At 74.5% G+C, this 12,488-nt stretch carries 9 protein-coding genes; 3 read left to right on the top strand and 6 right to left on the bottom strand.

Going from position 1 to position 12,488, the window contains the following annotated elements:
- Positions 1-150: 150 nt before the first annotated feature.
- Positions 151-330, top strand: coding sequence for a hypothetical protein (locus ACFVSN_RS08865; protein WP_380447904.1), 180 nt, complete (start codon positions 151-153; stop codon positions 328-330).
- Between the two features lie 20 nt (positions 331-350).
- On the opposite strand, the gene ACFVSN_RS08870 is transcribed toward ACFVSN_RS08865, so the two are convergent.
- Genes ACFVSN_RS08870 through ACFVSN_RS08880 form a run of 3 tightly spaced genes read right to left on the bottom strand, consistent with a single transcriptional unit; the run spans position 351 to position 7,433 of the window.
- Positions 351-1,337 (bottom strand): ABC transporter ATP-binding protein, encoded by a 987-nt coding sequence (locus ACFVSN_RS08870; protein ID WP_380447905.1) that lies wholly within the window; start codon positions 1,335-1,337, stop codon positions 351-353.
- A gap of 55 nt (positions 1,338-1,392) precedes the next feature.
- Positions 1,393-4,185: a hypothetical protein gene (locus tag ACFVSN_RS08875; protein WP_387954194.1), complete on the bottom strand. Its 2,793-nt coding sequence runs from the start codon at positions 4,183-4,185 to the stop codon at positions 1,393-1,395.
- Positions 4,182-7,433 carry an FtsX-like permease family protein gene (locus ACFVSN_RS08880; RefSeq protein ID WP_387954195.1) on the bottom strand — a complete coding sequence of 1,084 codons (3,252 nt, stop codon included), beginning with the start codon at positions 7,431-7,433 and terminating at the stop codon, positions 4,182-4,184. The genes ACFVSN_RS08875 and ACFVSN_RS08880 overlap by 4 nt, the downstream gene beginning before the upstream one ends.
- A gap of 242 nt (positions 7,434-7,675) precedes the next feature.
- On the opposite strand from ACFVSN_RS08880, the gene ACFVSN_RS08885 reads away from it, so the two are divergent.
- Positions 7,676-8,377 carry an ABC transporter ATP-binding protein gene (locus tag ACFVSN_RS08885; RefSeq protein ID WP_380447910.1) on the top strand — a complete coding sequence of 234 codons (702 nt, stop codon included), beginning with the start codon at positions 7,676-7,678 and terminating at the stop codon, positions 8,375-8,377.
- On the opposite strand, the gene ACFVSN_RS08890 is transcribed toward ACFVSN_RS08885, so the two are convergent.
- The gene (locus ACFVSN_RS08890) at positions 8,374-8,649 is read right to left on the bottom strand and encodes a hypothetical protein (RefSeq protein ID WP_380447912.1); all 276 of its coding nucleotides are present in this window, start codon (positions 8,647-8,649) and stop codon (positions 8,374-8,376) included. The genes ACFVSN_RS08885 and ACFVSN_RS08890 overlap by 4 nt on opposite strands.
- Positions 8,650-8,848: 199 nt before the next feature.
- The gene (locus ACFVSN_RS08895) at positions 8,849-10,459 is read right to left on the bottom strand and encodes an alpha/beta hydrolase (protein ID WP_387954196.1); all 1,611 of its coding nucleotides are present in this window, start codon (positions 10,457-10,459) and stop codon (positions 8,849-8,851) included.
- A 289-nt stretch (positions 10,460-10,748) separates the two neighbouring features.
- Here ACFVSN_RS08895 and ACFVSN_RS08900 point away from each other — a divergent pair, with 289 nt between their 5' ends.
- Entirely contained in the window at positions 10,749-11,693 is a 945-nt protein-coding gene (locus ACFVSN_RS08900; RefSeq protein ID WP_387954197.1) for a molybdopterin-dependent oxidoreductase, read from the top strand.
- Between the two features lie 7 nt (positions 11,694-11,700).
- Here ACFVSN_RS08900 and ACFVSN_RS08905 read toward each other — a convergent pair whose 3' ends face one another.
- The gene (locus ACFVSN_RS08905) at positions 11,701-12,282 is read right to left on the bottom strand and encodes a TetR/AcrR family transcriptional regulator (protein ID WP_380447918.1); all 582 of its coding nucleotides are present in this window, start codon (positions 12,280-12,282) and stop codon (positions 11,701-11,703) included.
- Positions 12,283-12,488: the final 206 nt, after the last annotated feature.

Consider the following 12,488-nt stretch of genomic DNA (forward strand, 5'->3'; position numbering starts at 1 on the left):
GCGCCCCCTTGATGCTTCGAGCGCCCGCGCGGGCGACCTCTCGCGCGGTGCTCGGCGGGAACAACCGCAGGTGGACACTCGTCCGTGCGGACCGATGTGCCGATAAAGCTCCGGCGGCGTTCCCTCGCACCGTCCCCAGGAGGCACCTCCGTGACCTGGCTCCGCGTCCTGACCGCGCTCGGCATCCTCGCCGTGGCCGGCAGTGCCCTGCTCGTCTTCGCCCTCTGCACCGCGGCCGCCCGGGGCGAACGCGCCGGGGAGCCGCCCGACCTCCGCGAGGAGGCCGAGCGGAGCGGACTCTTCCAGCACATGGGCGGCGGCGAGACCTAGCTGTTCCGTCCCGCGAGGACTCAGTGCCCCGCGATGTCGTCCGGCCGGACCTCGATGTGGTCGGCCGCGAGGTCGACCGCCACCCGGTGCTCCATGCCCAGCGCCTCCAGGAACTTGACGGGCAGCTGGACCCGCCCGGTGCGGTCCAGCATCACGTACTCGCGCTCGTTGACCGACTCCTCGCCGTGCTCGTCCGTGACGGTGCGGCGCAGCACCTCGCTGCTGGTCCGGCCGTCGCGGATGGCGACGGTGCGGCGGACCTCGCCGGCCACCATCGGGTCGTGGGTGACGATCACGACGGTGGCGCCGAGTTCGCGGTTGACGGTGCGGAAGGCCTCGAAGATGACGGCGCCGGTCTCGGAGTCCAGCTCGCCGGTGGGCTCGTCGGCCAGCAGGACGGGCGGGTTGTTGGCCATCGCGACGGCGATGGCGACGCGCTGCTGCTGGCCGCCGGACAGCTCGTCGGGGCGGCGGTGGGCGAGGTCGCCGATCTCCAGTGCCTCCATCAACTCGGCTACCCGGGCCGCCTGTTGCCGAGAGTTCCCGCCCCCGCGACGGCCGCGCAGCTGCATCGGCAGGGCGATGTTCTCGGCGGCGGTGAGGAAGGGCAGCAGGTTGCGGGCGGTCTGCTGCCAGATGAAGCCGACCACTTCGCGCCGGTAGCGCAGGCGTTCGCGCGCGGACATCTCCAGCAGGTCGCACCCGGCGACGGTGGCCGTCCCGGCGGTCGGCACGTCGAGGCCGGCCAGGATGGTGAGCAGGGTGGACTTGCCGCTGCCGGAGGCGCCGACGAGGGCCACCAGATCGCCCTGGGCGATGGTGAGTTCGAGGCCCTGGAGGGCCTGGACCTCGATCCCCTCGGCGCTGAAGATGCGGACCAGCCGGTCGCACACGATGGCCGCGCCCGCGCCGTACGCCTTGGGCGAGGCCGCGGCGAGGGCCCGCTGCTGGAGCTCCTGGAGGGTGGGGACCGCGACGGCCGTCCGCTCTTGGGGGGTGCTCTTCACCGCTGGTCTCCTGTCGTCTTCGTTGTCTCGACGGTCACGTCACGCGCACGCCCGTTCAACGCTGGTCCCCCGCCCGCAGTTCGGCGGCGAGCTGGCGCCGCCCGGAGACGAAGGTCTCCGCCACCACGCCCGCGCAGACCACGAGCGTCAGCCCGGCCGTGGGCAGCAGCACGGGCAGCAGGGCGGGCGTCAGCTTCTCCCCTACGGACGCGCCGACCAGGGCCGACAGGTCGAAGGCGGGCCCGAGCAGGCCGACCGCCGCCAGCGCGACGAGCGCGCCCCCGAGGGCCGCCACCAGGGTCTGGGGCAGGGCCTCGGCGAGGATCAGCGCGAGCCCCTGGCGCGGCCGCAGGCCCAGGGTGCGCAGCCGGGCGAGCATCGCGCCGCGCTCGGGGGCGGCCCGGAGGAGCGTGAGCAGGACGGCGAGCAAGGCGAAGCCGGCGGCCGCGGCGACGGCGGCCCAGAAGAGGCGCTGCGCCGAGCGCTGGAGCGGGTCGGCGGCCAGCCGGGCGGCCACCTCGGCGCTGGTGTGCACGGTGTAGCCCCCGGGCAGGGCGTGCGAGTCGCGTCCGGCGGCCTCGGCCGTGTCCCGGACCACCTTGACGAGGCCGGTGGCGGCGGTGATCCCCTTGTCGCGGACCAGCGCGGTGAACTGCCCGTCGTCGATGGCACCGACGCCGAACCAGGCGTTGACCCGGCCGAGTTCGGGCAGCCGGGCGGTGGCCGGACCGACCGGCACGACGACGAAGGGCTTGAAGGCGCCCGGCAGGGCGGGGGTGGCGTCGACGCCGCCCGCGCCGGTCAGGAGCAGTTCGTTGCCGCTGGGCAGCCGCAGCCGGACGGGGCCGCCGCCGACCTTGGGCACGAGGGCGCTGCTGAACAGGGCGGGCACCGGGGTGTCCGGGCCGCCGGGGCCGGCTGCGAGCGCGGCCGGGTCGAAGGCGCCGGACCGGAGGGTGCGCGCGATCTCGGCGTACGCCGCGGGCTCGGCGACCACGAGGGTGACCTGGGCGGAGCCGTCCCTGGTGCCCATGAGGAAGGTCTCGGTGTCCGTCCAGACGCCGGTGCCGGCCCGGACGCCGGGCAGGGCCGCGGCCGCCCGGGTGAACTCCTCCGGCAGGGTGGGCCCGACCGGCAGGGTGAGCGAGGCGTCGCCGCCGACGGTGAGCCGGGCGGCGCGCAGCCGCACGCCGTCGACGTCGCCGAGGACGGTGGCGCCGAACCCGGCCGTGGTGACGGCGATCAGCAGGGCGAGCAGCGGCAGCACCGAGGGGCGGCGGCGCCCGGTGGTGTCGCGGGCGGCCCGGGCGAGGCCGAGGAAGCCGACCAGGCCGCGCCCTCGCCCGGCGGCTGCGGCCAGCCAGCCGACCACGACGGGCTGGACCCGGGCGAGCAACACGCCGCCGGAGACCGCGAGCAGCAGCGGGGCAGCGATCAGCAGCGGGTCGACGCCGGTGCCGACGGGGGCGACGCCGCGTCGGCGGACCTCCGCGACGGCGGCGCCGGTCAGCACCAGGACGACGAGTTCGCCGATGACGCGGCGCCAGCCGCCGGGGGCCTTCGGTTTGGCCCACAGCAGCGCGGCCCGGGCCGGGAAGGCCAGCAGCGCGAGCAGCGTGGCCACGCCCGCGGCGAGGACGGACCCGCCCCAGCGCGGGGTGGGCAGCAACACCAGCGCGAGCGTCGTGGCGAGCACGGCGGCGGGCAGGACGGTGACCGCGCCCTCGCCGAGCAGGCGCAGCAGCACGCCGCCGCGGGAGCCGCCGCGGGCCTGGAGCAGGCGCAGTTCGGCGGTGCGCCGTTCGGTGACGAGGGCGGCGGCCAGGCAGAGCACCACGGTGGCGACGCCCGCCACGCCGGCCGGGCCGATCGCGGCGATGGGCGCGGCGGCCTCGTACCGGGCGGTGGCGCGGTCGAGGACGTCGGGCAGGGAGGAGTTGACGCGCAGCTCCGGGCGGCCGGTCTCGGCGGCGAGGTCGGTGGCGCCGCGCCCGGTGATGTACCCGCTGACGGCGGTGCGCAGGTCGCCCAGCCGGTCGGCGCGCACGACCGGGGTATCCAGGGGGAGCGACCAGAAGTTCCGGGCGTCCTTGAGGTTGCCGCCCCACGCGAGGAGGGCGTCGAGGGTGGAACCGTCGACGACGCCGCCGGTCGTCCAGGCGCCGCCGGGCGCGCAGGCCCGGGTCTGGCAGGCCAGGTCGTCCCAGTACGGGTCGTTCTCGTCGGCCCGGTAGAGGCCGACGACCTTGGTCCGGACCGGCCCGCCGAACTCCTCGCCGTTGTCGAGGACGTCGCCGAGCTTGATCCCGATGGTCTCGGCGCCCGCCCTGCTGATCGCGATCGGCAGCGGCTGGCCGGGGGCGGCGGGCCCGGGCCAGGCGCCGTCGGTGAGGGTCGCGTGGCCGGCGACGCCGTGGAGGTACATCAGGTCGAGCCCGGGGTTGGACTCCGTGAGGTGGACCAGGCCCGGGTTCCTCAGCTCGCGGCCGCGGACCGTGGTGCCGTAGACCGGCCCGGAGGGCGCCAGCGGCACGTCGCGGCCGATCCGCTCGGCCAGCTTTCGCGCCACGGGGTCGAGACGGGCCGCGGTCTCCTCCCGCGTCAGGCCGGAAGTGGCCTGCAACCTGGTGTTCGAGGTGCCGCGCTCGCGCAGGAACTCGCGCAGCGCGCCGTCCGCGCCGCGGTCGACGGCGCGGGGGAAGGCCGCCGCCAGCAGGACGGTGGCGAAGGCGAGCGCGGCCATGAGCAGCGCGGCCAGCGGCGCCGAGCGCAGCCGGGTCCGCACCCAGGGCGCGGGGCGCCGGCCGGCGCGGGGGCGGGGCACGGTGGTGCCGGCCTGGGTGGTCACATCTCCTCCACGTGGCGCAGCCGGGCGGCCACGTCTCGACGGCGGCGTCCGGTCAGGAAGGCCGACAGCAGGGGCACGAGGGCGATGGCGGCGGCGAGCAGGAGGGCCTGGCCGGCCGGCAGCTCGATCAGCGCCTCGGGCATCGGGCGGCGGGCGGCGGGGGTGAGCACCACCAGCGGCACGATCAGGTGGACGAGCAGGGTGCCGAGGCCGAGCCCGACGGCGGCGCCGAGGGCGACCAGGAGGGTCTGTTCGGCAGCCGCGGTGCGCGTCACGTGCTTGCGCGGGGTGCCGAGGGCGAGCAGCAGGGCGGAGTCGCGGGAGCGTTCGCGGGCGGCGGCGGCCACGGCGGCGCCGAAGCCGATCGCGGCGAGGATCGCGGTGGCGACGGCGATGGCCATGAGGGCGCTCTGCGGGGCGGCGCCGACCGGATCGCCGAGCAAGGCGGCGGCGGTCTCGTCGGAGAGCTGGACGGTCTGGACGCCGGGGGCGGCGCGCAGCGCGGCGGCGGCCTCGGCGGGGGTGCGGTCGCCGGGGCCGGTGGCGGGCAGCCACCACTCGGCGCGGCCGGGCAGTTCGCGGCCCTGGGCGGCGAGCAGGCGGGAGGTGGTGGCGAGGTCGACGACGAGGGCGCTTTCGCCGACGACCGGCAGTGCGTCGACGGCTGCGGTGACCTTGACCCGGAGGACGGTCCCGGCGGTCTGGACCCGCAGGGTGTCGCCGACGGCGGCCCCGGCGGCGGTCAGGTAGCCGCGGGTGGCGACGCCGCTGAGCCCGGTGGGGGCGGTGGCCCCGGCCGGGGTGAGGACGGCGCGCAGGGTGTCGCCGCGGCCGTCGGCGAAGCGGTAGCGGAGGGTGAACAGCGCTGCGGGGTCGGCCGGTTGGGCGGCGAGCTCGGCGGCCGGGCCGGGCTTCTCCACCTCCTTGCCGACGTTCGGCGCGGTCGCGCTCCAGCCGAACCCGGCGGGGGCGGCGACGGGCGCGGCGGGGCCGCCGGCGGTGTCGGAGACGGCGATCCGGTGGACGGTCAGCTCGCCGTCGGCGCGGTCGCCGAAGGACACGATCGCGCCGACGAGCGTCAGCGGCGCGGCGGGTGAGCCGAGCGGGGCGTCCACGAGCGTGCTCAGGTCGGCCGTCGCGTGGACGTCCCCGCTGAACGGGAGCACGGAGAGCGCGGCCTTGTAGGTGATCCCGAAGCGGTCGCGCAGGAGCAACCAGGCCTCGGGACGCACCGGCTCGGCCCGCGGCCCGTCGGGGCGGCCGGCCACGTCCTGCTGCGTGACCGACACGTCGGCGTCGATCCTCAGCGGCTTGCCGGGCAACGGGATCCCGGCCTGCGCGCCGGTCGGCGCGGGCTGCCCGAGGGCACCGAACAGCTCCTGGCGGGAGTGCCCGGCGAGCAGGTCGGCACGGACGGGGACGCGCTCGGCGAGGGCGGCGCCGTCCACCGCGACGAACTGGCCGGTGCCCTGCGGCAGCGGCTGCTCGGAGCGGAGCACCGGGACGAGCCGGTCGCCGCCGGGCAGGGCGCCGTAGCGGCCGGCCTGGCCCATCGGGGAGTTCTGCGAGTCGGCGATGCGCAGGCCGCCGGCCGTGCCGAAGGCGGCCCGGTCGCGCTGGGAGGCGGACCAGGTGGCGTGCTGGCCGAGCGCCAGGACACCGGTGGACACCGCCATCACGAGCAGCAGGACCGGCCCGGTGGCCCGGCCGGGCCGGCGGGCGAGATGCCAGCCGACCAGGGCCGGGCCGAGGCCCCGGCCGCGCGCGGCCATCCGGGCGCCGAGGCGCGCGACGAGCGGCAGCAGGCGCAGCACCACGAGGGTGCCCGCGCACAGCGCCAGGGTCGGGGTGGCGACGAGCAGCAGGTCGACGCCGAGGCGGCCGCTGGAGTCGGTGGACAACCCGCCGCCGTACTGGGCGAGTTGCTGGTAGGCGAGGGCGGCCAGGGCCAGTACGGCGAGGTCGCCGCCGTTGCGGGCGACGCCGGCGACGAGCGCCTGGCGGCGGCCGGTGCGGGCGCGCAGGGCGGCGCCGGCGCCGCGCAGCAGGCCGGGCACGGCGGCGAGCAGGACGCAGGCGAGGGCGCAGGCGGCGGCGATCGGCCACAGCGCCCGGCTGATCCCGGTGTCGAGGGTCACCCGGCCGGCGAGGGCGCGGACGAGGAACGGGGTGAGCAGCGGCGCGAGCGCGGCGGCGGGCAGGGCGAGCAGCAGCGATTCCACGGCGGTGAAGGCGCCGATCCGGCCGCCGGACGCACCACGGGCGGCGAGCAGTTCGTTCTCGCGTTCCTGGCGGGAGGCGATCAGGTGGACGACGAGCAGCAGGGCCGCGGCGGCGAGGACGCTCAGTTGGAGGGCGCCGATCAGCAGGGTGGACCGGGCGACCAGCAGGCTGGAGGCCAATTCGTGCATCACGTCGGGGAGTTCGGTGGTCGCCTGGAGTCCTGCGCGGTCCCGCAGGCGGTCCGCGAGGCCCTGGGCGCGGTCGCCGACGGCCTTCGCGCCGGCCTCGTCGGCGCCCGCGAAGTCGGCGTCGAGCAGCCAGCCGCGGCCGTCCTGCGGGAGTCCGCCCGTGGTGAAGGCGCTGCGGTCGACGAGCATCGGTCCGTAGGTGGTGAAGCCGCCGGCGGCAACCTCCCGGCCGCCGAGCGGGTCGAGGCGCCAGTACGGGTCGGTCCGGTCGAGGGCGCGGTAGACGCCGGTGATGCGGACGGTGAGCGGGGCGTCCGAGGAGCGGTCGTCCAGCCTGACGTCGGCGGGCAGGGCTTCGGGGGCGAGGCCGAGGCGGGTCAGCGTGGTCTGCGGGACGGCCGCCTGCGGGACCGGCCCGGTGGCGGCGCCCGGCCAGGCCCCGGCGAGCAGGCGCACCCGGCCGCGGTCGAGGTCGGCGAGGACGGTGAGGTCGACCTTGGCCGTGCCGCCGGATTCGCCGGTTCCCGGCAGGCCGTAGGAGCGGCTGCGGAGCACGCCCTGGGTCTGCACGGGCAGGGAGCCGAAGAGCGCGGAGCGGTAGGCGTCGAGCGCGGGGTCGTCCTTCGCCTGCCGGTCGAGGCCGTGTTCGACCGTCACCAGGACGGTGGTCCGGGCGTGCCCGGGGCCCTGGAGCGTCCGGCGCAGTCCGGCGTCGCCAACGCTCCGGTTGAACGCGACCAGCGCCGTCAGCACGGCCGTCGTGATCAGCACGGTGAGCAGGACGGCGGCGGCCAGCGGCAGCCGTCCGCGCAGCCGGCGCACGACGAAGCCGAGCATCGAGTTCCTCCCCCGTACGTCCACGGCGCATGATCGCCGGATAGCGGACGATGCTGTCAGATTCGTTCAACGAACGGAAGGGACTTGCGCGAATCAGGTGAGTAGTGAGCAAATTCCTTGCACCACGACTCCACACATCGTCAGTACGCCATGCACAGTTCAGGAATTCGGTCCGCGCGGGGACCTCAACGCACAAACCGCGACCGCGGGTTCGACAATCGGATAACGAAGGGAGACGTCACATGACGCAGCAACCGGACGTCATCGCCACCGCACCGATGGTGGCCGTGACCGACCTCCGGCGGAGCTTCGGCAGCGGCGAGCGGACGGTCCACGCGCTGCGCGGCGTCTCGTTCGAGATCCGCCGGGGCGAACTCACCGCCCTCAAGGGCCGCTCGGGCTCGGGCAAGACCACCCTGCTCAACCTCGTCGGCGGCCTGGACGCGCCGACCGGCGGCACCATCGCCCTCGACGGCACCGACCTCGGCGGCCTCGACGAGGACGGCCGGCTGGCACTGCGCCGGGAGCGGATCGGCTTCGTCTTCCAGTCCTTCGGCCTGATCCCCATGCTCACCGCCGCCGAGAACGTCGGCGTGCCGATGCGGCTGCGCAAGACGGCCCCCGCCGAGCGCGAGGAGCGCGCCCGCGCCCTGCTCGCCCTCGTCGGCCTCGCCGAGCACGCCAACCAGCGGCCCGGCGAGCTCTCCGGCGGGCAGCAGCAGCGCGTCGCGATCGCCCGGGCCCTCGCCAACGAACCCGGCCTGATCATCGCCGACGAGCCCACCGGCCAGCTCGACTCGGAGACCGGCCGCGCGATCATGCAGCTGCTGCGCGCCGTGGTCCACAGCGAGGGCGTCACGGTACTGGTCGCCACCCACGACCAGACGCTGATGGAGCTCGCCGACCGGGTGATCGAGCTGAGCGACGGCAGGATCCTCGACTAACCGGCCTGGAGCGCCGCCTCGCACTCGCGGCACCGCCGGGTCCGCTGGGACGGCGGGTACCACGGCTCGCCGGGCCCGGACGGCCGGTAGGGCTCGCGCTCCAGGCCGGCCGTGTCGAGCCCGCAGAAGGTGACGGGACCCGGGTCCTCCGGCACGTCCGGGTCGGCCGCCGCCGCGTGCACGAACCGCACCCGGGCACTCAGGTCGACCTCGCCCGCGTCCAGGACCTCCGTGGACGGTTCGAGTTCCAGCATCACCACAACACCAGTCATACGTCGACCCTGCGCCAGACCTCCGCCGCCCGCACCCCCAGTGGCCCGACCGTCACCCCCGCGCGCGAAAGCCGACTGCGCGCGCCGGAATAATCCCCCGAATTCATTCCCCCACGAATCGACCGGCATCACCGGCACGAATACGGCGGCCGGCGGACAATGTCCGCCGGCCGCCGCACGCTCGAATCGGCTCAGGCCGTCACACCGCCGGGAACGGGTCCAGGTCCGGCTTCAGCAGCTGACCGGCCGCCGGCACCTTCTGGTCCACCAGGTAGCGGGTGACAAGCTCGTTCAGGGCCTTGCTGCGGCCGACCGCGCAGTGCTCGATCGAGTCGACGCTGACCAGCACGGCGTTGCCCAGCTCCTCCTGCATCCGCTGCGCGAACTTGTACTGGGTGGCCGGGTCGTAGAGGTTCCCGATCACCATCACGGTGTTCGCGCTCTTGCGGTCCCACGGGCCGGCGAAGCGCTCGGCGTCGACCGCCGGGGCCGGCCAGCTCGCGCACGCCGGCGCGTCGAAGGCCTGGAAGCGGCCGAAGGTGGGCGACTCCTTCTCCCACTTGCGGGCCGCGTTGGCGAAGGCCCGGTCGTTCGACGGGTACGGCTTGTCCTGGCAGTTGACGGCCAGGTACGAGTCGTCGCCGGTGTACTCCGAGTCCGCCGGCGCCTCGCGCAGCGCGTGCGGCACGGCCACCGCGAGCCCCTTGGCGTCGTCGGCGGCGGCGGCCTTCGGGGCCAGCAGCGTGGCCGCGGCGGGCTTCTGGACCGCCTGGTACAGCGCCTGGAGCTGCTTGGCCAGGCCGGCCAGCCGGGACTGCGAGTACAGCGCGTTGGCGACCTGGTCGGTGAAGGTGCTCAGGGTGACCTTGCTGCCGTCGGCCAGCGTGACCGGGCCGTCGTGCAGGCGGTCGCGCAGCCCGTCGAACTTCGCCCGGGTGTCGCCCTCGCCGAACGCGCAGCGCGGGGCGCCCGCGGTCTGGCAGCGCTTCAGGAACTCGTCCAGGGCGATCTCGAAGCCGCCGGCGCGCTGGCGGTCGTACTCCAGGCCGTCGCTCAGGCGCAGGTCCGGGTCGACGTTGCCGTCGACGATGACCGCGCGGACCTTGTTCGGGTACATGGCGGCATAGGTGGAGCCGATCAGGGTGCCGTACGAGAAGCCGGCGAAGGTGAGCTGGGAGTCGCCGACGGCGCGGCGCATCCGGTCGAGGTCACGGACCACGTTGATGGTCGACATGTGCTCGATCAGCGGGCCGGCGTTCTTGCTGCAGGCGTCCGTGTAGTCCTGGTCGGCGTCCAGGGTCTGGTTGACCTCGGCCTTGGTGAGCGGCACGCCGATCAGCCGGGCCTGGAGGGCGTCCGCCTCCTCCTGCGTCTTGAAGCACTTGAGCGCCTGGCTCCGGGCCACGCCGCGCGGGTCGAAGCCGACCAGGTCGAAGCGCGACTGGACCTCCGCCCCGAAGCGGGTGGTGGTGGCCCACAGGTAGCCGCTGCCGCCCGGGCCGCCGGGGTTCATGAACAGCGAGCCGATCCGCTTCGCCGGGTCGCTCGCCCGGCGGCGCATCATCGCGATGCCGACCTTCTCGCCGTCCGGGTTGTCGTAGTCCATCGGCACCGGGTAGACGGCACAGTCGTAGATGCCCGGGTCCGGCTTGCTCGGATCGGGGTTGCACGGCTTCCAGGCGACGGGATCGACCTTCGCCTCTGCCGTCGGCGCCAGGTCGATCGGGGCGGCGGACGCGGCCACGGCGCTGCCGGTGACCAGGGCGAGAGCACAGGTGACCGCTCCGGCCAGCGTGGATATGCGGGACAAGGAACCTCCTCCGGGATGCAAGGGCGGCCCCAGCCTGTCAGCCCGTGATCTCCGTGTGAAGACCTTGTGGCACCGCAAATCAGCTGTGAATTATTCTGTGAATAGCCGGACTTGACGGTCGATTTACCCGTCGGCCGGCCGCGGGAGGTCGTCCTCGTGGTGGACGGCGAGACCGCCGGCCACGACTGCGCGTGCCGCCGGCCGGCGTCGCCGCCGAAATGACCTGACGCAAGCTCACCGTTCGGTTAACGTGCGCCACCGAACCACCTGACCAAGGATGTCGTGACACGTGACCCAGCACACCCGCCCCGCCGACCCGACGACCCCCGACAGCTTCATCACCCCGGTCGACCGCGTCTTCGTCCGCACGCACTTCGGCAAGCACCCCGAACTGGAGGCCTCCGACTGGAGCTTGACGATCGATGGCCTGGTCGACCGCCCCCTCGAACTGGACCTCCCCACCCTCCTGGCCCTCCCCCAGACGCACCTCACCGCCGTCCACGAGTGCCTGGGCAACCCGCTCCACCCCGACGTGCCGACCCGCGCCGTCGCGAACCTGGACTGGACCGGAGTCCCGCTGTCCACCGTGCTGGACCTGGCGGGCCCGCGCCCCGAAGCCCGGCACGTCTGGCTGGAGGGCGCCGACACCGGCAGCTTCGCCGACGAGCACGACATCGCCTACCTCAAGGACCTCCCCCTGGAGCAGGCACGCGCCGAAGTCCTCCTCGCCCACCGGATGAACGGCGAACCGCTGCTGCCCCAACACGGCTTCCCGGTCCGCGCGGTGGCACCCCGGATGTTCACCACCAACTCGGTCAAGTGGCTGACCCGCATCGTGCTCGCCGCGGAGCGGCCGGACCACCTTTTCACCACGCGCCTCTACACCCGCACCCACCCCGGCGAGACCGAACCCCGCCCGGCCCGCGAGATCGACGTCAACAGCAAACTGCTGACCCCCCGCCACGTACCCGCCGGAACAACCGAACTGGCAGGCCGCACCTGGAGCTACACCGACGTGGCGACCGTCGACGTAGCAATAGACGAAGGCCCATGGCAGCGAGCCACCCTGGAACCACGCGGCACCCACCCCACCTGGCAGCGCTTCGCCCTCACCCACCACCTCACCCCCGGGCCGCACCGCATCCGCAGCCGGGCGACCGACAGCGCGGGCCGAGTACAGCCACCCGCAGGGGCACGCAACGAGGTCCACGAGATAGAAATCACGGCCTCCTGAGACTCCCCTAGTCTCCCCGCAGCGCGGCAGAGACCAGGCCACGAATCTCGTCCTCCCCGACCTCACCACCCCCCACGAGCCGGTCGAAGACCAGCCCGTCGATGCAAGCCAGGAGGGTCGTCGTGCGCTCAAGAGGCGCGACGACCCCCTGCGCAACGAGGAAGGCCCGCACGCGGGCACGCCCCGCGTTCTCCCGGGGAACGAGGATCTCGCGCAGTTCGGGATCACGGACGCTCTCCACGGCACACGCATAACGCGCCAACGAGCGGCGCCGCCCTTCCCCCGTGAGCCGTCGCCGGATCAACTCCCCGATCCCGGCGACCAGTTCATCCACCGAACCGATCGGCGGAGCCTGCTCCCCCAGGAACTGCAGCTCCCCCTGGTCCAGTTCCACCAGGCGACGAACAAGAGCGGTGAGCAACGCCTGCCGCGTGCGGAGGTAAGCCGAGGTCGTCCCCACGGGCAACCCCGCCGCCGCATCCACCGCCCGGTGCGTCAGCCCCCGAACCCCGGCGTCGGCCAGCACACCGATCGCCGCGTCCGCGAGCACCGTACGCCGATCACGAGTCTCACCCTGCTTCTGCCCCATCCCTCATTTCTACCTGCAAAAAAGACCCACCCCCCACCCCCGACCCCACCCACCCGACCCACTCACCTCAACCTCCCACCCACCCCTCATCCCTCCCCAGCGAGAGGGTGCGCTGCGGGAGGGGGTGGCGGAGGGGGTGGCCGCGGAGAGGGGCGTGACGGGTGATTTTCAGACTGCCAACGGTCTTAACCACCCACCCCACAGAG

It is taken from the genome of Kitasatospora sp. NPDC057904, assembly GCF_042887925.1.
In the GTDB taxonomy this organism is placed as follows: Bacteria; Actinomycetota; Actinomycetes; order Streptomycetales; family Streptomycetaceae; genus Kitasatospora.